The organism is Microtetraspora sp. NBRC 13810 (assembly GCF_030268685.1).
GTDB lineage: Bacteria > Actinomycetota > Actinomycetes > Streptosporangiales > Streptosporangiaceae > BSRQ01.
Genome location: NZ_BSRQ01000011.1, coordinates 190,624 through 211,074 on the forward strand (window position 1 = coordinate 190,624; position 20,451 = coordinate 211,074).

Genomic DNA, 20,451 nt, shown 5'->3' on the forward strand with positions numbered 1-20,451 from the left:
CGCTGGCCCGAAACCAGCGCTCTCACCTGGGGTTTCTTCCCCTCAAGGCGGGTAAGGCCCGCTTTGGGAGGAGGACTGCTCATGGCTCTCATCGACCGCGAGTGCGTACGGCGGCTGCTGGACGCCTCCAACGCGGACGCGACCCTGGTGTTCGTCCGGGGGGAATGCGTGGTCATGCCCGATGCCGAGATCGACGACGCCCACCGCGGGCTCGTCGTCATCCGGCAGCGGGACCTCGCCGGCCTGCTCCCCGGCGGCCCGCCTACCGAGGAGCGCCTGGACGTCATCGCGCACCGGCTCGACAACGTCGTCCGCGACCTGGGCGCCTGAGCGCCCGGCCATCAAGCATATGCGCAGGTCACACGTTACGAAGCGGTCCTTTCGGGCAGCCCGGAACGCAGGGAGGGGGCGGACCGTCATGGTGAGAAGCCGGCGACAGGCGCCCGGGAAGCACGAGGGACGACCGGGCGGGACACTCGTGACCAGCGAGCACGACGTGATCAGGAAGTGGGCGCAGCGGCGCAGGGCCGAGCCGGCCACGGTCCCCGGCACCGGGCATGACGGCAGGCCGGGCCTGCTGCGGTTCGACTTCCCCGGCTACGGGGGCGCGGGCCTGACGCACATCTCGTGGGATCGGTGGTTCGAGACCTTCGACGAGCGCGAGCTGCGGTTCGTCTACCAGGAGCGCCGCGAGGACGGCGGGGACAGCAACTTCTTCCGGCTGGATCGGCCCTGACGCGGCGGCCCGAGGCTCCGGGGGCGGCGGTCTGGGTCCGCCGTCCCCGGGCGACACGAACGGATCACGGCACACAACGGAAGGCGAGGGATGGCCATGCTGGTCCTGACCGAGAACGCCGTAGCGGCGATACGCGACCTGATGGTGGGCGAAGACCTGCCGGAGGACGCCGGGCTGCGGATCGCGTCCAAGCCGGGTGACGCGGCCGCGCTGGAGCTGTCCCTGGCGACGACGCCGGAGGACGGCGACCAGGTGATCGAGCGGGAGGACGTACGCGTCTTCCTGGAGCCGACCGCCGCCGCCACCCTCGACGACCGGACCCTGGACGCCGACGTCGCCACCGGCGGCGCCACCCCCACGTTCCGCGTCACCCGCCGCACCGGCTGACCCACCACCCGCCGCCACACACCCCGCGCGGGAGAAACGCCCTGCGCGCGGGGAGCCCGAGCCCTGCGCGAGGAGATCTGCGTGGGTGGACACGCCGGCCCGCGCCCGGCCCGGGGAGCGGGAAGCGCCGCGGGGGCCGCGCGGTTGGAGTGGGCGTGGACAAGGTGGACGTGGTGGTGATCGGCGCCGGGCAGGCGGGGTTGTCCAGTGCCTATTTCCTGCGCCGTTTCGGCTTCGCGCCGGGCGCGGGCTTCGTGGTGCTCGACGCGGGCGACGGGCCGGGCGGGGCGTGGCGGCATCGTTCGCCCACGCTGACGATGGACAAGGTGCACGACGTGTTCGACCTGCCCGGCACGCACCGGGAGCAGGCCGGGTTGACGCTGCCCGCGGCGTCGGTCGTGCCCGGGTATTACGCCGCCTACGAGCGCAGGTTCGAGCTGCCGGTGCTGCGTCCGGTGACCGTGCGCGCGGTGACCCGCGGCGAGCGGGGGCGGCTGCTGGTCTCCGGCCCGGCCGGGCGATGGGCCGCGCGGGCGGTGGTCAACGCCACCGGCACCTGGACCCGCCCGCACTGGCCGTACTATCCCGGCGCGGCGGACTTCCGGGGCAGGCAACTGCACTACGCGGACTACCGGGGTCCGGACGGCTTCGCGGGGCTGGACGTGGTCGTGGTCGGCGGCGGCACCTCGGCGGCGCACGTCCTGTCCGAGGTGGCCGACGTGGCCGCCGGCACGATGTGGCTCACCCGCCGGCCGCCGGTCTTCCACGACGGCGCGTTCGGCGAGGAGATGCGCCGCGAGGCGGTGGCCAGGGTGGAGCAGCGGGTCCGCGCGGGGCTGCCTCCGGGGAGCGTGGTCGGCGCCACCGGCCTGGGTTATACCGTCACCGTACGGCAGGCCAGGGAGAAGGGGGTGCTCAACCGGTTGCCGATGTTCTCCCGGATACTTCCCGACGGTGTGCAATGGGCGGACGGGCATACCGCGCACGCCGACGTGATCGTGTGGGCCACCGGCTTCCGTTCGGCGATCGACCATCTCGCCCCGCTGCGGCTGCGCGAGGCGGGCGGCGGGATCCGGCTGGACGGCACCAGGGTCGTCGCCGAGCCTCGCCTGCACCTGGTCGGCTACGGGCCCTCGGCGAGCACGATCGGGGCCAACCGGGCGGGCCGGGCCGCCGCGGCCGAGATCCGCGATCTGCTCCGCGAGCCCGCCGCTTCGGATACGGCGCAACATGCGATGACCCAGCCGACATAGCACCCTAACCAACTAGGTATGCCCATACTCATGCGCTTGCCAAAAAATGGGCGGACTCTAAGCGCATGACCCTTCTTTCTCAACCGCCGGTGTGCTGCATCGCGCCGCCCGACCTGCTCCGCGCGGTCGCCGAGGGCGGCAGTCCCGAGGAGCGCGAGATCGCGCTCGCGACCCTGGCCACGGCGGAGACCGCCCGAGCGCAGCGGGTGTCCGTCACCGGGGCGCTGCGCCAGCTCAGCCTGACCATCGCCGACGCCGCCCCGGCACCGGGCAAGGTGCGGTCGATCTACGACGTCGAGCACGGCGGCTACTACGACCTGCCCGGACGCAAGGTGCGCGCCGAGGGCGACGCGGACACGGCCGACGCGGCGGTGAACGAGGCGTACGCCAACTCCGGCGTCACCTACGACTTCTTCCGCGAGGTGTTCCAGCGCGACGGCATCGACGGCCGCGGGATGGAGATGGTCTCGTCGGTCCACTACGACATCGACTACGACAACGCCGCCTGGACCGGCCTGCAGATGATCTACGGCGACGGGAGCGGCACCGTCTTCCGCAAGGGCTCGCTGACCAGGGCGCTCGACGTCGTCGGGCACGAGCTGACCCACGGGATCACGCAGTACACCGCCCAGCTCGTCTACAACCGGCAGTCCGGCGCGCTGAACGAGTCGTTCTCCGACGTCTTCGGCTCCCTGGTGAAGCAGTACAGCCTCCGGCAGACGGCCGACCAGGCCGACTGGCTCATCGGCGACGGCATGCTCGGCTCCTCCCTCCAGGGGGTGGCCCTGCGCTCGATGAAGGCGCCCGGCACCGCGTGGACCGTTCCCGGCGGCGGCAAGGACAACCAGCCCGGCCACATGGACGACTACGCCGACCTGCCCGACCACGAGGACAACGGCGGCGTGCACATCAACTCCGGCATCCCCAACCACGCCTTCTACCTCGCGGCCACCGCCATGGGCGGGCACGCCTGGGAGCGGGCGGGCCGGATCTGGTACGAGACGCTCACCCGGCGGCTGCACGCGCGGGCCACCTTCGCCGAGGCCGCCGAGGCGACCGTCGCGGAGGCCGGGCGCCTCTTCGGGGCCGACGGCGAGGAGCGGAAGCACGTGCGGGCCGCCTGGCAGCAGGTCGGCGTCATCTGATCGCGGCCGGGGGCATCGGCCTAGGATTGTCTGACATGAAGGTGTCGATCGTCCGCCGCGGCGGGTTCGCCGGCCTGGTCACCACCACCACCGTCGACTCCGCCGCGCTCCCGGCCGAGCAGGACGCGGAACTGCGGGCCCGCGTCAGCAGGTCCGGGCTGCTCGACCTGCCCGCGCGGGCCGGCGGCCCGGGGCCGGGCGCCGACCTGTACGACTACGAGGTGCGGGTCGAGGACCGGGGCGGCGCGCGCACCGTGCGGATCGGCGAGCGGGAGCTCACCGGCCCGCTGCGCGACCTCGTCGGCTATGTGGCCTCCCTGCCCGGCGCCACGAAACGCACCGGGCCGCCCGGTCAATAGGCCAGCGCGTAGCGGGAGAACGCCTTGGCCGCGAAGGGCTCCTTGAACTTCGGGTACGCCACGGTGGCCACGTTGCCGTCCGAGGTGTACCGCTTGTCCGGGTTGGCCTTGAAGTAGTCCAGCCACGCCACCGAGCAGAAGCGCTTGCAGTCGCCGGTCTTCTCGTGCGACCGGATGCGCGGGATGCCCAGCGGGTCGAACTCCTTGGCGAAGGGCGAAGGCCCCGGCGTGTACCCGGCCAGGAACACCCCGCCGTAGTCGTAGCGCACTCCCTCGGCCGACCCGCGCTTCGCCCACTCCTTGGTGGTGGGCTGGTTGCCGTACGGCAGTGCCAGCGAGGCGGGGGCGGTGCTGATGAGGTTCGTGATGAGCCGGTGGCCGGCCACGATCTCGTTGTACACCGCCTTCTTGTCCCGGCCGCGCAGGTTCAGGTGGTCGAAGGTGTGGTTGCCGATGTCGAAGCCGTGGTCCTGCAGCCAGCGCAGGATCTGGACCTGCTCCTCGGGCACGCTGAGCCCGAACAGGTCACGGGTGACGTAGAACGTGCCGACGGGCCGGAACTCCGGGTGCCGGCGGGCCACGTCGAGCATGATGCCGACGGCGGTGTCCGGGTTCGGCGTGCCCATCCCGTCCAGGGCGAGCTGGGAGGGCGAGGAGTCGTCGAAGGTCAGCACGACCGGGTGCTTGCCGGCCGGGATGCCGATCTTCCCGGTGACGTACTCCCGGGCCGTGATCGGCACGTAGTCCTCGGCGACCAGCCGTTCCAGCTCGGCGCGGAACTGCTGGGGCGTCAGGTCGTCGGGCCCCGTGGCGTCCTTGACCACCCGGTGGTACATGAGCACCGGGATCTGCCCCAGTTCGTTCGCCTTGGCCGAGGCCGCGGCGGCGGTCGCGGCCTGGCGGGCCTTCTGCTTGGCCACCGCCGGGTTCTCGCGCGGCGCGGCCACGTTCTCCACCCCATCGCTCTGCCAAGGCAGGCAGCCACTGATCGCGAGCACGCTCGCCATGGCTATCCCGGCGCGGCCAACCCCGATACGCCCCATGAGTCCCCCGTTCGGGCGAAGAAGATATGGCCGATGTACCCCTCTGACCTGCACCTTCACACGGCGATCAAGGCAAAGGAGTAGGCCGCGCCCGGCACGGATTTCCCCAGGGGCGTCCCTCAGACGACCAGCACGACCTTGCCCCGGCCGTGGCGGGTCTCGACGTCGCGGTGCGCGTCGGCCGCCCGGTCCAGCGGGTAGCGGTTCCTGATGAGGACACGCAGGTCGCCGCTCGCGTACAGCCCGGCCAGCTCGGCGAGCCTGTCGGCCGACCGTGCCGCCCTGGTGGTCTGCACGCCCAGCTCGGCGGCCCGGCCGTGATCGGCGATGGTGAGGATGCGGTCGCGGTCCTTGACGAGGTCGAGGGACGCCGTGAGCGCCTCGCCGCCCGCGCCGTCCAGCGCCGCGTCCACGCCGCCGGGCGCGAGGGCGCGCACCCGGTCCACCAGGCCAGGGCCGTACGTGACCGGGATCGCGCCCAGGGAGCGCAGGTAGTCGTGGTTGGCCTCGCGGGCGGTGCCGATCACGGTCGCGCCCCGCAGCCGGGCCAGTTGCACGGCCGCCGCGCCGACCGAGCCCGCCGCGGCGTGCACGACGAACGTGTCCCCCGCACCGACCGCGAGCTGGCCGAGCGCGATGTGCGCGGTCTGCGTCCCGGCGGTGAACCCGCCGGCTACATCCCACGGCATGGCGGGCGGCTTGGCGGTGACCTGGTCCGGGTTCACCACGATGTACTCGGCGTAGCAGTCGAAGGTGTTGAACCCGAGCACCTCCTGCCCTTCGGCGATCCCGGTCACCCCTTCGCCCACCTGGTCCACGACCCCGGCGAACTCGTTGCCCAGCACCCGGGGGAACGTCTCCGGCAGGCCCGGCAGCTTCCACCCCCCTCGGACGGCGCAGTCGATGGGCTGGACGCCGGCCGCCCTGATCCGCACCCTGATCTGTCCGTCCCCCGCCTGGGGTGTCGGCACCTCGACCGGCTTGAGCACGTCCGGGCCGCCGTATTCGTGAATCGCCGCCGCTTTCAATGGCCTGTCCCTTCTTGATGTGTGCGGCCAGCGTGCAATCTGAAGGGCGGTTGAGGTCAAGACGAAGAACCCCCGGCGGGAGCGCCGGGGGTTCTGGTGTGGCACGGGTCAGTCGCGGGCGGCCAGGGTGGCGCGGGCGATGCCCGGGTCGTCGGAGAAGACGCCGTCCAGGCCGGTGTCGTAGAGCTTGTTCAGGTAGCCCATGACGTCGCCGGTGGCGCCGGCGTAGGCCGGGCTGTTCGGGTCGCCGAGCCGGTGGTCCACCGGGAGCTGCGAGTTCTCCGGGCGCACCGTCCAGGCGTGCACGATGAGGCCGGCCCGGTGCGCGTCCCGGACCAGCGTCGTCGGCGCCAGGGTGCGGCCGTCGGGGCCGGTCGGGATGATCCGGGCGTTCGCCACGCCCACGCCGTCCGCGTAGCCCGCGATGTCCCGCAGCCCCGCCGGGGTCACCATCCGGTCGTAGGTCAGCGGGTCGCCCGCCGCCACCCGGTCGTACGGCGCGCCGCTCGCGTTGACGAGCTGGGCGAGGCGCACCTTGGTCCTGCGGCTCAGGTCACGCAGGTTGCCGGTCTCGAAGGACTGGATGATGACCGGGTCGCGCTGGTCCCGCCAGCCGCGCCTGGCCAGGCCGGCGAGCAGCGGCTCCTCCAGGGACAGCCCGATGGAGTCGAAGTACGTGGGGTGCTTGGTCTCGGGGTAGACGCCGACACCGTGCCGCTGGGCGAGCTGCACGACCTCGTCCAGGGTGGGGATCTGGGCCAGGCCGTTGAAGGCGGTGTTGGCCGGGCGGATGTCCGGGATGCGCTCCTCGGCCCGCAGGGTGCGCAGCTCGGCGAGGGTGAAGTCCTCGGTGAACCAGCCGGTGATCGCCGCGCCGTCGATGGTCTTGGTGGTGCGCCGGCCGGCGAACTCGGGGTGGTTCTCGACGTCGGTGGTCTGGCTGATCTCGTTCTCGTGCCGGGCGACGAGCACGCCGTCCTTGGTGGAGACCAGGTCGGGCTCGATGTAGTCGGCGCCGAGCGCGATCGCCGCCTCGTAGGCGAGCAGGGTGTGCTCGGGCCTGATGGCGCTGGCGCCCCGGTGCGCGATGACGATCGGATCCTCGGCTCGCCGGTCGGCGGTCGCGGTGGAGGGGTGCAGCACGACGGCGACGGTACCGCCCGCGATGACGGCGACGGCGGCGGCCAATAATTTACGGATCATGGTCATGCCCACGCACGATAGGGGGATCAGGCATACGCCACGTGGCCGTCAGGTGCCGTGACGGCGACGGATCTCCAGTCGGTCCCCGACCCGCAGAGCGATCATCGCGATGTCGTCCTTGCCGGAGGATCCCACGCCGTCCAGCAGCTCGTCACAGAAGATCTCCAGCGGTTCGCGGGCGAGGGCGCCGGCCTGCCGGGCCAGCCGGTCCAGCCCGTCGTCGAGGTGTTCGCCCGGGTGCTCGATCAGGCCGTCGGTGTAGAGGAACATCGTGCTCTGCGGCTCCAGCGGCTCGACGGCGCTGGGCCGCCGGGTGTCGGCCAGCACGCCCAGCAGCGGGCTGCGCGCCTCCTGGAGGTAGCGGGTGCCGCCGTCCCTGGTCACGAGCAGCGGCGGCGGGTGGCCCGCGCAGGAGTAGTGCGCCTGCCAGCCGCGATCGCCGCGGGCCTCGATCCTGGCGAGGACGCAGGTCGCGGTGTACTCGCCGCACAGCGCCTCCATCGCCAGGTTCAGCCGGCGCAGGATGTCCCCCGGGGGTTCCTCACGGTCCACCGCGAGCGCTCTGAGCATGTTGCGCAACTGGCTCATCACCACCGCCGCGGGCAGGTCGTGACCGGCCACGTCGCCGATGGTCAGCATGGGGGAACCGTCGGTGAGGATGAACGAGTCGTACCAGTCGCCGCCCACCTCGGCCGCCGAGGGGCTCGCCCGGTACCGCGCGGCGATCTCGATCCCGGGTACGACGGGCGGCTCGGCGAGCAGGCTCTGCTGGAGGGCGAGCGCCACCCGCTGGGTGCGGCGGAACTCCACCGCGCTGCTGAGTGGCGCGTGCGCGTGGTCCAGCATGCGACGGATGAGGGCGACGTCCCCGGCGCTGATCGGCGCGCGGTCGCCGCAGGTGGCCGCGGCCACCACCGCCGCCACCGCGCCGTCCACGATCAGCGGCAGCAGGACCGCGCTGTTCGCCGACGCGGCCGAGAGCCACGAGTCGATGCCGGAGGACATGATCGTGCCGGAGGATCTCAGACGTGGGTACGAGGTGTAGACCGCCCGGCGTTTCTGCACGGCCCGGGCGAAGCCGCTGTCCGGTGAGAAACGTTCCTGCCGGTGCGGATGGAGCGGGGGCAGTCCCATCCGGACGGCGGAGGCGACCCGGTCGGCCGGCAGCGGCTCATGGCCCGGCCGTTCCGAGACGTCGGGGAGCAGGTAGACCGCGCACCCGTCGGCCAGCTCGGGAACGACCACCCGGCACAGCGCGGACAACATGTCCTCGACGCGCACGATGCCCGCGGTGACGGCGGCGGCGCGTTCCAGCAGTTTCTTACGGTGGGCCTCCTGCCACTGGCGTTCCACATCCGTGCTGGTGCCCACCCACTCGACGATCACCTCGTCCTCCCGTACGGGCACCGCGCGCGCGTGGTAGCGCCGGTAGCCGCCGGAGCGGGTGCGCAGCCGGTAGGTGTGCTCCCAGAGCGGGACCATCTCCTTCAGGGCGCGCGACCACGACTCCATGGTGGCCGGGCGGTCGTCCGGGTGGATCACCTGCAACCAGCCGTCGTCCCGGAACTCGTTCCACGTCTGGCCGGTCAGCCGTTGCCAGCCGGGACTGGGTTCGATCATGCCGCCCTGGGGCGAGGTCACCCAGATGATCGGGGTGGCCGCCCGGACGAGGCTCTCGAAGCGCTGGAGGGCGCGGCGGCGCTCCTCGGACAGGACCCGGACCTGCTGCCCGGCGACGACCTGTTCGGTGACCTCGACCAGCACGCACAGCACGCCGGACATGCCGTGGCCGAACGGGATACGGGAGAGGGTGATGGTGAAGTAGCGCTCGAACGCCGACCGCCCGCGGATCTCCAGCGGCGTATCGGCGAGGCTGAACGGCTCGCCCGTACGGTAGACACGGTCGAACTGCTGGAAGAGGTCCTCCTGCAGCAGATCCCGGAACACGTGACGGAGAGGCTCCCCCAACGGCCTGTCGCCGAAGAACTCCCGATAGGCGGAGTTCGTGTAGACCAGCGTGTGATCCGGCCCACGGGTGACCCAGACCCCGATCGGCGCAGGGTCGAAGATCTCCAGCCCAAGACCGCACGGTTCCTCTACGTAGGAACCACTCATTGCGTATAACCCCCGATTAAGGCGTGTGCCCCCACACGCGCCTTGCGTCCGCATTGTATGCCCGGCCTGCGCGAATGTATGTGTTCACCTCCCGCGCAGCGACGACACGGGCGGATCCCCCGGCCCGGCCGTGCCTCCCTGGACCCGCGGGCACCGGGGGAGCCGCGGCGTTCACCGCACGCGACCGGACCGGCCACGCCGACCGCTCCGCGGGCGGAGACGAACCCGCAGGTCAGGGCCGGAGTTTAAAATTTTTGCCCCCGGATTGACTTGCATTTGGCGACGAACCAGGATGCATGGAGAGGGCTTTGCTCCCCCTGTCACGGCGGCAACTCGTCCGAGGTCACGAGCGCGCCTCGGGCGAGTGCCGACCGCCGAGCCCCCTCCCCCCGCCCGCCCCCGGCGCCTGATCACCCACGCCCGTCCCCCTATGGTGGAAGAGAAGATCCGCGAGAGGGGACGCGCCGTGCACATCGACCTCAAGGGCAGGACCGCGATCGTCACCGGATCGTCCCAGGGCATCGGACTCGCCATCGCCACCGGCCTCGCGGAGGCCGGCGCGCGGGTCGTCCTCACCGGGCGCGGCGCCTCCCGGCTGGAGGCCGCGGCGGGCGCCGTACGCGACCGGGCGGCCGGGGCCGACGTCGTCACCGTCGCCTCCGACCTGGCCACCGAGGACGGCGCCGCCGCGCTGACCGGCGCCGTGCCGGACGCCGACATCCTCGTCAACAACCTCGGCGTCTTCGGCTCCCGCCCCGCGCTGGAGATCACCGACGCCGAGTGGCGCGCCTACTTCGAGACCAACGTCCTCAGCGCCGTCCGGCTGACCCGGCACTACCTGCCCGCGATGAAGGCGCAGGGCTGGGGCCGGGTGCTGTACATCGCCAGCGACTCGGCGATCGCCACCCCGGCCGAGATGATCCACTACGGCATGTCCAAGACGGCGCTGCTGGCCGTCTCCCGGGGTTTCGCCAAGGAGGCCGCCGGCACCGGTGTCACCGTCAACTCGGTGATCGCCGGTCCCACGCACACCGGCGGGGTGGAGGAGTTCGTCTACGAGCTGGTGGACCGGAGCCTGCCGTGGGAGGAGGCGCAGCGCGAGTTCATGCGCCGGCACCGCCCGCACTCCCTGATCCAGCGGCTCATCGAGCCCGAGGAGATCGCCGGGATGTGCGTCTATCTCAGCTCCTCGTTCGCCTCGGCCACCACCGGCGGCGCCCTCCGGGTGGACGGCGGCTACGTGGACGCCATCCTGCCCTGACCCGCGGGTCAGCCGAAGTGCGTGCTGGCGTAGTCGTCCACGGGGCGGTAGCCGAGGGCCTGGTAGATCGAGTTCGAGGTGGGGTTGGCCAGGTCGGTGAAGAGCAGGACGCGCTCGGCTCCCGCGTCGATGGCGCTGCGGGTGGCGGCGTGGGTGGCCGCCGCGCCGTAGCCGCGACGGCGGGACCGCGGCGGCGTGTAGACCGGGCCGATGCGCGACATGCCGGCGATCGGACTGGACAGCGCGGCCAGCGCGACCGGTTCTCCCCCGGCCTCCCACAGCACGATCTCCCGCTCCGCGATCCGGCCGCGCACCGGGGTCGTGGGATCGACGCCGGCGTTGGCGGGCTCGGCCTCGGCGAAGAACGCCCGGTACCAGGCGACGACCAGTTCCTCGTCCCCGGCCTCCGCCGCGCGCGCCTCGCCGTCCACGGCATGCGGGCGCAGCTCGCCGAGCCGGTACAGGCGCATCGCCATCCGGTCCCTGACCGGCCGGGGCCAGGCCGCGCCGAACGCCGCCACCGTCTCCCGCGGCCCGGAGACGCCCCGCACCTCACGCCCGCGCAGCGCCTCGGCCAGCGCCCCGATCGCCTCGCCGGGGAGGTCGCCGAGGATGAGCGGGAACGGCGGCGTGTGCACGACCACGCCGGCCACCGCGCCGCCGCCGGTGTACCAGCCGAGCAGCATGCCGTTCTGCTCGTCGCCCTGGCGGATCCGGTTCAGCACGGTGAGCGGGACCGTGGACCGTACGGGATCGCGCAGCAACCACGCCTCGGCCTCGGCCGGGAAACCCTGGAGATCAGCGGTGAACGACCATCCCATCCGCAAAGCATCGCAGACCGGCACCAACCGGAACATCCGGATTTCAGGCGGTGTACGGGACGCTGCGCCGGGCGTCACGGAGGGCGCGGGCCCACCAGGTGAGCTGGTCGAGCATGCCGGACACCTCCGCGTGGCAGGAGGCGGTCGGCCGGGGCCAGCTCCCGTCGGGGGCGAAATGGTCCCAGTAGCGGGGAAGGCTCACCGCGGCGCGGATGGTCACGGCGTGCACCTCGGTGAAGACCTGCCTGAGCTGGGCGATGGCGTGCAGGCCGCCGGACTCCCTGCCGTAGGCGACGAAGGTGACCGGCTTGGCCTGCCACTCCTCGTAGAACCAGTCGATGGCGGTCTTGAGCGGCGCGGGGAAACCGTGGTTGTACTCCGGGGTGACCACCACGAAGGCGTCGGCGGCGGCCAGGCGCGGGGCCAGCGCGCTCACCTCGGCGGGCGGGTCGTCGTCGTGGTCGGCGAGGGTCTCGGGCAGGCGCGCCTCGGCCAGGTCGATCAGGTCGAGGCACAGGTCGGCGCGCCGCTCCGCCTGGGCGGCGAACCATCCGGCGACCGTCGGGCCGAACCGGCCGTTGCGGGTGCTGCCGATGATGACCCCCAGCCGGAGCCGATCCTCCCGGGACTCTGGCATCCTTACCGCCTCCTGCGCTCGTCGCGGCTCGCTGTGGTTCCGCGGTGGTTCCGCTGTGGTTCCGCTGTGGTTTCCACGGTGCCGGACCGGGCTTTCGGCGGGCTTCCGATCCGTTGACGGTCCGCCCCCCAGGGGCCGTAAGCGACGCCGTGCCCGGTCATACCGGGTTATCGTGACGCTCATGCTTTTTGGGGTGCTGGGTCCTGTCTCGGTGTGGACGACCGGCGGCGACCCCGTCACGGTTCCCGGCGTGAAGGTCCGCGCCCTGCTGGCCGACCTGCTGCTGCACGAGGGCCGGGCGGTGCCCGCCGGCCTGCTCATCGACGACCTGTGGGGCGACGACCTGCCCGGCAACCCGGCGGGCACCCTGTCGGCCAAGGTGTCGCAGCTGCGCAGGGCACTGGAGGACGCCGAGCCGGGCGGCAGGAAACTGGTGGTCTCCGGCCCGGCGGGGTACCGGCTGCACGCGCCCGCCGACGGGGTCGACGCCGGCCGGTTCGCCGCGCTCACCGGACAGGCGCGGCGGAGCGCCGACCCGGGTACCAGGGCCGCGCTGCTCACCGACGCGCTGGCGCTGTGGCGGGGCCCGGCGTTCGCCGACTTCGCCGACGAGCCGTTCACCCGGGCCGCGACCGCCCGCCTGGACGAGCAACGGCTGACCGCCTGGGAGGACCTCGCCGAGGCCCGTCTGGCGCTCGGCGACCACGGCCCGCTCTGCGGCGAACTGGCCGACCTGCTCACCGCCCACCCGCTCCGCGAACGGCTGCGCGCCGCGCACATGCGGGCCCTCTACCGCGCCGGACGGCAGAGCGAGGCGCTGGACAGCTACGAGCGGCTGCGCTCCCTGCTCGCCGAGGAGCTCGGCCTCGACCCCGGAGCCGAACTGGTCGCACTGCACCGGGCCATCCTGACCCAGGACCCCGAACTGACCGCGCCGAACCGGACCGTCCTGCCCCAGGACCCCGGACCGGCCGCCACGGGCCAGACCCTCCTCGCCCAGGAGCCCGGACCGGCCGCCACGGGCCAGACCGTCCTCGCTTGGGATGCCGGACCGGCCGCGATGGGCCAGACCGTCCTCGCCCGGGAACCCGGATCGGCCGCGACGGGGCGGGCCGTCCTCGCCCGGGAGTCCGGATCGGCCGCTTCGGGGCAGGTCGTCCCCGCCGGGGGCCCCGGGGCGGCCGCGACGGGCCGGGAAGCGTTCGCCGAGGCCCGCCCGGCGACCAACCTGCCCGCGCCGCTGTCGGAGCTGATCGGCCGGCAGGAGGCGATCGCCGAGGTGCGCGCCCGGCTGGCGACCGACCGGCTGGTGACGCTGACCGGCCCCGGCGGCGTGGGCAAGACCCGGCTGGCCGTGGAGACCGGACGCGGGCTGCTGGACGGCTTCGCCGACGGGGTGTGGCTGGTGGAACTGGCCGGCTTCGACCGGCTGGAGTCGACGGCCTCGCTGGTCGACGTCGTGATGACCGCCCTCGACCTCCGCGATCCCGTCTCCCCGGCCGGCCCGGCGGACCGGCTCGCCCGCGCGCTCGCCGCCCGGCGGCTGCTCCTCGTGCTGGACAACTGCGAGCACGTGGTCGACCAGGTGGCCGAGCTGGCCGCCGGGCTGCTCGGGGCCGCCCCCGGGCTGCGCGTGCTGGCGACCAGCCGCGAGCCGCTGGGCGTCCCCGGCGAGGTGGTGTGGAGCGTCCCCCCGCTGGAGGTACCCGCCCGCGGCGCGGCCGGCGACCTCGCCGAGCTGGCACGGTCGAGCGCCGTACGCCTCTTCACCGACCGGGCCGCGGCCGCCGCGCGCGGCTTCACCCTCGACGCCGACACCGCCGAGGCCGTGACGGTGCTGTGCCGCCGGCTCGACGGCATCCCGCTGGCCCTGGAGCTGGCCGCGACCAGGGTCAGGGCACTGGGCGTGCAGGGGCTGGTGGCCCGGCTGGACGACCGGTTCCGGCTGCTGGTCACCGGTCACCGCGGCGCGCCGCCACGTCAGCAGACCCTCACGGCCATGATCGACTGGAGCTGGGAGCTGCTCACCGGCCCGGAGCGGATCGTCCTGCGCCGCCTCGCCGTACACGCCGACGGCTGCACCCTGGAAGCCGCGGAGGCCGTCTGCGCCGACGCGCAGGACGGCCCGCGTCCCGCCGACGTGCTGGACCTGCTGGCCCGGCTGGTGGACCGGTCGCTGGTCGTGGTGGTGCACGGGGCCGAAGGACCGCGTTACCGGCTGCTGGAGTCGGTGGCGGCCTACTGCGTCGAGCGGATGCACGAGGCCGGCGACCTGGACCCGGTACGGCGGCGCCACCGCGGCTACTACACCGAGCTGGCCGCGCGGGCCGAGCCGTACCTGTACGGGCACGACCAGCGGATATGGCTGCGACGGCTGGACGCCGAGGCCGCCAACCTGCGTGCCGCGCTCGACGGCGCGGTGGCCGGCCGGGACGCCGCGCAGGCGCTGCGGCTGGCCTGCTCCCTCACGTGGTACTGGTACCTGCGCGGCCGGCTGGCCGAGGCCGGGCGCTCCCTGGCCGCCGCGCTGGCCGTCGAGGGCGAGGCGCCGCCCGCCGTACGGGCCAGGGCGCTGGCCTGGCGGGCGGGCATCGCGCTGCTGCACGGCGACGGGACCACGTGGGTGACCGGGCGGGACGCGGCGCTGCGGCTGTACGACGACGCGGGGGATCCGGCCGGGCGGGCGCGGGCGGAGTGGTTCCTGGCCGGGGCGTGGCTGAGCTCGGGCGACATGGCGGGCGCCGCCGTCCTGCTCGACCGGGCGCTGGCCGATGCCGTCGCGCTCGGCGACCGCTGGGGGGAGGCGGCGGCGCTGGTCATCCGGGCCAAGATCGCGCACTTCCGGGGCGACCTCGCCGGCCTGGAACGCGACGGCACCCGGGCCGACGCGCTCTTCGCCGAGCTGGGCGACCGGTGGGGCCGGCTCCAGGCCACCGAATGGCTCGGCGGGCTGGCCGAGATGACCGGCGACTACGAGCGGGCCGAGCGGCTGCACCGGGACGGGCTCAGGATGGCCGAGGATCTCGGGCTCTGGACGGAGGTGGCGGGCCGGCTCTGCTGGCTCGGCTGGCTCGCGCTGCAGACCGGTGAGCACGAACGCGCGATGGAGCTCGGCGGCCGGGCCGTACGGCTGGCCGCCGACCAGGGGCACCAGCCGGGACTGATCTTCGCCGAGACCGTTCTCGGCTTCGCCGCCCGCCGCCGGGGCGACCTGTCCACCGCAGAAACCCACCTCCACAACCTGCTGTCGCCGGAACACGCCCCCGCGCGAGCCCCCGAGCAGAACCCTGCCCGAGACCCTGCGCGCGACTCCGAGCAGGACCCTGCCCGAGCCCCCGAGCAGGACCCTGAGCGGGACCCGGACGCCGAGATCCCCCTCCACCTGCCGATGGTCATGATCGAGCTGGGCTTCACCGCCGAGCTGCGCGGCGACGCGGCCACCGCCTATCGCCTGCACAGGGCGGCGTTCGACGCGGCGCTGCGCAACGACGCCCCGCGCGATCTGATGTTCGCCCTGGAGGGGCTGGCCGGGGCCGTCTCGCTGGCCGGGCGGCACGAGCACGCCGCCCGCATGCTCGGCGCCGCCGCGGCGGCCCGCGAGGCGGGCTCCCTCCCCCTCGCGCCCATCGAACGCGACGACGTCGACCGCGTCATCGCCCGCATCCGCACGGCCCTGCCCGAGGCCGCGTTCGCCCGCGCCCACGCCGAAGGCGGCACCCTCACCCCCGCCGAGGCCGCGGCGGCCGACCCCGTGCCCGAGACCCCGGCGTCGCTCCTCGCCACCACGACCACCGGCGGCGCGGGTGGCCCCACCCTACTCGCGCTTCCCACCGAGGACCTCCTGGGGCGCGGCACCGCCCCGAAGGCGCCGTGACCGCCGAAGGTAAAGTGAAGGGCGTGAACCCGACCCCCGCCCCCTCGGACTGACCGTGGCCTGGCTCATGCTCGCGGGCGCGATCATCAGCGAGATCTTCGCGACCCTGTCGTTACGCGGCACCGCCGGCTCGTTCCGGCCGCTGCCCGTGCTGGCCGTCATCGTCGGCTACGCGATCTCGTTCACGTTGATGGCGGGCGCGCTGCGCACGCTCAACGTCGGGATCGTCTATGCCATCTGGTCCGGCATCGGCACCGCCGGCGTCGCCGCGCTCGCCGCCGTCCTGTACGGCGAGCGGCTCAACCTCGTCGCCGTGGCCGGGATGATCCTGATCGTCGTCGGCGTGGTCGTCGTCGTCTCCTCAGGGGCCACCACGCACGGCTGACGTCCGCCGGAAATCCAGCCGGCGGATCGGTGAACCGCGGGCGCCGACCACCTCCTGGTAGCCCGCCCAGTCGCATATGGTCATCCGAAAGCCCCCATTCATTCTGGCAAATACGGCATTATCCCTTGAATGCGGCATCGAACACTTTTTACGGCTGTATTGGTGATGATGGTGGCGGGTTGCGGCATATTGCCCGTCGGGCAGGCGGGTTCCGCGCCGCCGTCGTCCGCCCCCGCCGCGACCGCCCCCGCCGCGTCGGCACCGGCCGCGACCGGGACGCCCGCCGCGACCGCGGCCGGGGACGCCGACACCCGGCCCGCCCTGGCCACCACGCACAGCTCGCTCAGCCCCGCCTACCAGATCGACCTCGTCGGCCTGAACCGGGTCGCCGGACGGTACCTCGTCATCCAGCTCAGGCTCTCCAACACCGGCACCGAGGACATCTCCTGGGTCTCCGACCTGCGGGACAACATGCGCGAGGCGCGCCCGTTCCGGTGGGTGTCCGGGATCGGGGTGCTGGACGCGGCGGCGGGCCGGTGGCTGCTGCCGTACCAGCCGTCGGACGCCGACTGCCTGTGCACCGACGAGCGACGCGACGGGCTCGGCCACTTCCTCGACGCCGGCGAGTCGATCACCGTCTTCGCCGTCGTGCCCGCCCCTTCGGGGAACCCGGCGACCACCACCGTCGTCACCCCGGCGGCACCGCCCATGATCGACGTGCCGATCAGCGACGACCCGGTGACGCCGCCGCCGGGACAGATCGTCCCCGACCCGGCCGCGCAGCCGGTCACCGAGATCAGCCACCCGCTGCTGGCGCCCTCCGAAGCCCTCGACGGGACGGAGGAGACCTCCGACGACGGCACCGACGTGCACGTCAACCTCTCCTCCGACGTGCTCTTCGCGGTGAACGAGGCCAAGCTGACCTCCAGGGCGAAGTCCCTGCTCGCGCGCACCGCCAAGCAGATCGACGACTCCCCGGCCGGCACGGTCGCCGTCGAGGGCCACGCCGACTCCTCCGGCACCGACGCGATCAACAACCCGCTCTCGCTGCGCCGCGCCGAGGCCGTGCGCGACGCCCTGACCAAGCTGCTCACCAGGTCGGAGGTGCGCTTCACGGTCAAGGGGTACGGCTCGCGCCGCCCGCTGTACAGCAACGAAGAGGAGGAGGGACGCCGCCGCAACCGGCGCGTCACCGTGACCTTCGCCAAGCCGGAACCGCCCGCCCCGGCCCCCTCCGTACAGTCCCCGGCCGCGCAGTCGTCCGGCCCGCCTCCCGCCGGGCAGGGGCTCACGGCGCGCGCGAACGACGACGGGCAGCCGTTCGCGCTGGAGGTGACCGGCCTGCGGCGGCTCCCCGGCGACCTCGGCGTCCTCACCTACACGGTCACCAACGCCGGCGACGAGGCCGCCTGGAACCACGAGCTGCACCAATCCGCCGAGTGGCTGTCGTACAAGTACCAGGCGGCGAGCAACGTACGGCTGACGGACGAAGCCGCCGGGCGGCAGTATCTCCCCGGGCGGATCATGGTCACGGCGGGCGACGACACCGACGCCTACTGCGCCTGCTCGGACCTGTCGGGCGTCCGGCTGTCCGCGTCCAAGTTCGACCCCGGTGAGACGAAGGGGTTCTGGACCCTCTTCGCCCTCCCGCCAGCCGGTTCCACCGTCCAGGTCAAGATCGCACAGTATCCCCCGCTCCAGGTGCCCGTGCCCTGATCCCGCACGCCCGCTACGGGGTGCCCGGCCCGCCGGGCGAGGCGGTCCAGGTGACCTTGCCGGTCGGGGTACGGGTCAGCTCGGGGACGAACTCGATCGAGCGGGGGACCTTGTGCCGGGCGAGGTGCGCGCGCACGTGGGCCTTGAGGTCGTCCTCGGTGACCTCCTCGCCGGGCGCGCGCACCACGTAGGCGGCCAGCCGCTGCCCGAGGCGGTCGTCCGGCACCCCGGCCACGGCCACGTCGGCCACGCCGGGGTGGGCGGCCAGCGTCTCCTCCACCTCCTGCGGGAACACGTTCTCCCCACCGGAAACGATCATGTCGTCCTCCCGGCCGTCGATGAACAGCCGGCCCTCGGCGTCGAAGTGGCCCAGGTCGCCGGTGGCCATCAGCCCGTCCACGACCCGCCGCGAGCCGCCGCCGCTGTACCCGGCGAAGTGCAGGCCGCCGCCCACGTACACCCCGCCCACCTCCCCGGCGGGCAGCCCGCGCCCGTCCTCGTCCAGGATTCGCACGGCGGTGCCGCGCGGCGGGCGTCCCACGGTGCCGGGGGCGGCGCGCAGGTCCGCCGGCGTGGCGAGCGTGCCCCAGCCGGTCTCGGTGGACCCGTAGATGTCGTAGAGCACGTCGCCGAACGCGTCCACGAAGCCGGCGGCGACGTCGGGACGCAGCGCCGAGCCGCCCGCGACCACCACGCGCAGGCTGGAGGTGTCGAAGCGGTCGCGCACCTCCATCAGGCGGCGCAGCATGTCGGGCACCGCCACGAGGGTGCGGACCCGCTGCGACTCCACGGCGGACAGCACGGAGACGGGTTCGAAGCGGCGGGTCAGCACGACGGGACAGCCGAGCGTCAACGCGATGCCGTACCAGGCCAGGCCCAGGGCGTGGAACAGCGGCGGCGCGATCAGGATCGGCTCGCCCGACCGCACCGGCATCCTGGCCAGCATCGACGTGATCGGCACCGCCACCGCGGGCAGCGACAGGCGGCGCGGCGCGCCCTTCGGCGTGCCGGTCGTCCCGGATGTCAGCAGCACCAGCCGCCCCGCCCGCCGCGTCCCCGGCACCGCCGCCCCGCCCTCGGCCACCAACGCGTCCACCTGGGACACCCACCGCCCCTCCCCCCGGCTTCCGGTACCTTCGACCGCCGCCGCGCCCTCGGCTCCTGCCGCGCCCTCGGGTACGGCCAGCCCCGGCCTCCACCGCCTGGCGGCCTCCCCCAGACCGGACCTCCACTGCCCGGCGGCCCCGTCCTCGCCCTGGGTCAGCAGGGGCACGAACTCCTCTTCCAGCAGCAGGACGTCGGCCCGCTCGCGGGCCAGCACCCCGCGCAACTGCGGCCCGGCGAACCCGGTGTTCAGCAGCACGAGGTCGGCGCCGAGCAGCGACCCCGCGGCCATCGCCTCGGCGAAACCGCGGTGGTTGCGCCACAGGATCGCCAGCGTCCCACCCGGCCCGAGCCCGAACCGCCGGTGCAGCGCCGCGGCGAGACGCGTGGCCCGGCGTTCCAGCTCGGCGAAGGTGAGGGTGCCGTCCTCGTCGATGACGGCGGGCCGGTCCGGCCAGCGGGCCGCGGCGACGGCGAGCCCCGCCGCCGGCGTCAACCCGTGCCGGGCCAGCGCGAACGCCATCCGCGCGAACCGCCCCGGCGCCACCGGCCGCACCAGCCCGTTCCCGGCGAACGTCCGCAACGCCTCCACCCCGAACCCCAGCGCCCCGATCATCACCCCACCCCCGCCCCACCCCTTCCGCCATCGCCCCCCGCGAAACCCCCGAAACCGCTCCCCACACCGCGCCGGGCCCAAGGAGCAGTACAGACAGGCCCCGAAACCATCGCACGGTGCCGGCGAGGGCTTGGGAGTCGTGTGCGGAAATTGTCGGTGGGGCAGGAGAGAATGGGGAGCATCATGGTCATCACCCCTTCGCTTCCCTTCGCCGCCACCCGCTCGCCGCTGGGCGACATCATGGTGTTCTACATCGGGGCCGAGCCTCGCCTGACCCGGGAGCAGGCCCTCGCCTTCGCCGACCAGTTGCGTGACCTGGCGGCGGAGACGCCCGCCGGCGAGCCGGCCCTGTCGCTCGCCGGTCTCTCCCGGCTCGACTGATCCCGCCACTCTCCAGGCTCGACAAGACCCCGCCACCGTCTCCCGGCTCGGCTGAGCCCGGCCCATCACTCTCTCCCGGCTCGATATGAGCCCACCCCTCATGGTCGGCGCCGTGAAAAGACGGCGCCTCCACATCTGTCACTCTGGGTAATTTATCGACTACTCTCAGCCACCGAAGGTCCCGGTCACGACGTGTGGCCACCGACCGGTTCGGTGAAAGGAGATGTGTCATGGAGCTCACGGCAGAGCAGGCGGTCTACGCGCCACCGGCGCTCACCCTGGTGGGTGGATTCGCCGATCTGACCCGCGGTTTTCCCCCGGGTGACCTCTTCGACTGGCCGCCCCAGCCGTTCCAGTTCTTCAACGCGCAGGGCTGACGGGCGGGGT

General features: G+C 73.3%; 19 protein-coding genes. 12 read left to right on the forward strand and 7 right to left on the reverse strand.

All coding sequences use genetic code 11. The features are described 5' to 3' along the window. Nucleotides 1-81: 81 nt before the first annotated feature. From QSK26_RS22835 to QSK26_RS22860, 6 genes are all read left to right on the forward strand, one after another. Entirely contained in the window at nt 82-330 is a 249-nt protein-coding gene (locus tag QSK26_RS22835; protein ID WP_285777268.1) for a hypothetical protein, read from the forward strand. 148 nt (nt 331-478) lie between these two features. Continuing rightward, nucleotides 479-736: a hypothetical protein gene (locus QSK26_RS22840; protein WP_285777269.1), complete on the forward strand. Its 258-nt coding sequence runs from the start codon at nt 479-481 to the stop codon at nt 734-736. A 90-nt stretch (nt 737-826) separates the two neighbouring features. Continuing rightward, nucleotides 827-1,123 (forward strand): HesB/IscA family protein, encoded by a 297-nt coding sequence (locus tag QSK26_RS22845; RefSeq protein WP_285777270.1) that lies wholly within the window; start codon nt 827-829, stop codon nt 1,121-1,123. Nucleotides 1,124-1,278: 155 nt separating this feature from the next. Then, nucleotides 1,279-2,376, forward strand: a complete 1,098-nt coding sequence (locus QSK26_RS22850; protein WP_285777271.1) for an NAD(P)-binding domain-containing protein — start codon at nt 1,279-1,281, stop codon at nt 2,374-2,376. 65 nt (nt 2,377-2,441) lie between these two features. Beyond that, the gene (locus QSK26_RS22855; RefSeq protein WP_285777272.1) at nt 2,442-3,521 is read left to right on the forward strand and encodes a M4 family metallopeptidase; all 1,080 of its coding nucleotides are present in this window, start codon (nt 2,442-2,444) and stop codon (nt 3,519-3,521) included. Nucleotides 3,522-3,556: 35 nt separating this feature from the next. Beyond that, nucleotides 3,557-3,880, forward strand: a complete 324-nt coding sequence (locus QSK26_RS22860) for a protealysin inhibitor emfourin (protein WP_285777273.1) — start codon at nt 3,557-3,559, stop codon at nt 3,878-3,880. Here QSK26_RS22860 and QSK26_RS22865 read toward each other — a convergent pair. From QSK26_RS22865 to QSK26_RS22880, 4 genes are all read right to left on the reverse strand, one after another. Continuing rightward, nucleotides 3,874-4,887: a polysaccharide deacetylase family protein gene (locus QSK26_RS22865; RefSeq protein WP_285777274.1), complete on the reverse strand. Its 1,014-nt coding sequence runs from the start codon at nt 4,885-4,887 to the stop codon at nt 3,874-3,876. The two genes, QSK26_RS22860 and QSK26_RS22865, sit on opposite strands and share 7 nt — an antisense overlap. A gap of 155 nt (nt 4,888-5,042) precedes the next feature. Then, entirely contained in the window at nt 5,043-5,951 is a 909-nt protein-coding gene (locus QSK26_RS22870; RefSeq protein ID WP_285777275.1) for an NADP-dependent oxidoreductase, read from the reverse strand. A gap of 108 nt (nt 5,952-6,059) precedes the next feature. Next, a complete protein-coding gene (locus QSK26_RS22875; protein WP_285777276.1) occupies nt 6,060-7,160 on the reverse strand; it encodes a glycerophosphodiester phosphodiesterase in 1,101 nt (366 codons plus the stop codon). A 42-nt stretch (nt 7,161-7,202) separates the two neighbouring features. After that, entirely contained in the window at nt 7,203-9,269 is a 2,067-nt protein-coding gene (locus QSK26_RS22880) for a SpoIIE family protein phosphatase (RefSeq protein ID WP_285777277.1), read from the reverse strand. A gap of 466 nt (nt 9,270-9,735) precedes the next feature. Between QSK26_RS22880 and QSK26_RS22885 the strand changes: the two genes are divergently transcribed. Then, complete coding sequence (locus QSK26_RS22885) at nt 9,736-10,530, forward strand: SDR family NAD(P)-dependent oxidoreductase (protein WP_285777354.1); 795 nt, start codon at nt 9,736-9,738, stop codon at nt 10,528-10,530. Between the two features lie 8 nt (nt 10,531-10,538). Here QSK26_RS22885 and QSK26_RS22890 read toward each other — a convergent pair whose 3' ends face one another. Together QSK26_RS22890 and QSK26_RS22895 are read right to left on the reverse strand one after the other, a co-directional pair. Beyond that, entirely contained in the window at nt 10,539-11,351 is an 813-nt protein-coding gene (locus QSK26_RS22890) for a GNAT family N-acetyltransferase (protein ID WP_285777278.1), read from the reverse strand. Nucleotides 11,352-11,394: 43 nt separating this feature from the next. Next, nucleotides 11,395-11,988 carry an NADPH-dependent FMN reductase gene (locus QSK26_RS22895; protein ID WP_285777279.1) on the reverse strand — a complete coding sequence of 198 codons (594 nt, stop codon included), beginning with the start codon at nt 11,986-11,988 and terminating at the stop codon, nt 11,395-11,397. A 181-nt stretch (nt 11,989-12,169) separates the two neighbouring features. Here QSK26_RS22895 and QSK26_RS22900 point away from each other — a divergent pair, with 181 nt between their 5' ends. From QSK26_RS22900 to QSK26_RS22910, 3 genes are all read left to right on the forward strand, one after another. After that, nucleotides 12,170-15,862, forward strand: a complete 3,693-nt coding sequence (locus QSK26_RS22900) for an AfsR/SARP family transcriptional regulator (RefSeq protein WP_285777280.1) — start codon at nt 12,170-12,172, stop codon at nt 15,860-15,862. Nucleotides 15,863-15,917: 55 nt separating this feature from the next. Then, on the forward strand, nt 15,918-16,247 hold the full coding sequence (locus QSK26_RS22905) for a DMT family transporter (protein ID WP_285777281.1): 330 nt from the start codon (nt 15,918-15,920) through the stop codon (nt 16,245-16,247). Between the two features lie 165 nt (nt 16,248-16,412). Continuing rightward, on the forward strand, nt 16,413-17,963 hold the full coding sequence (locus tag QSK26_RS22910; RefSeq protein WP_285777355.1) for an OmpA family protein: 1,551 nt from the start codon (nt 16,413-16,415) through the stop codon (nt 17,961-17,963). A gap of 13 nt (nt 17,964-17,976) precedes the next feature. On the opposite strand, the gene QSK26_RS22915 is transcribed toward QSK26_RS22910, so the two are convergent. Next, nucleotides 17,977-19,683 carry an AMP-binding protein gene (locus QSK26_RS22915; protein WP_285777282.1) on the reverse strand — a complete coding sequence of 569 codons (1,707 nt, stop codon included), beginning with the start codon at nt 19,681-19,683 and terminating at the stop codon, nt 17,977-17,979. Nucleotides 19,684-19,866: 183 nt separating this feature from the next. Here QSK26_RS22915 and QSK26_RS22920 point away from each other — a divergent pair, with 183 nt between their 5' ends. Together QSK26_RS22920 and QSK26_RS22925 are read left to right on the forward strand one after the other, a co-directional pair. Beyond that, nucleotides 19,867-20,064 (forward strand): hypothetical protein, encoded by a 198-nt coding sequence (locus QSK26_RS22920; protein WP_285777283.1) that lies wholly within the window; start codon nt 19,867-19,869, stop codon nt 20,062-20,064. Nucleotides 20,065-20,294: 230 nt separating this feature from the next. Beyond that, nucleotides 20,295-20,441 carry a lasso RiPP family leader peptide-containing protein gene (locus QSK26_RS22925; RefSeq protein WP_285777284.1) on the forward strand — a complete coding sequence of 49 codons (147 nt, stop codon included), beginning with the start codon at nt 20,295-20,297 and terminating at the stop codon, nt 20,439-20,441. The last annotated feature ends 10 nt before the right edge of the window (nt 20,442-20,451 follow it).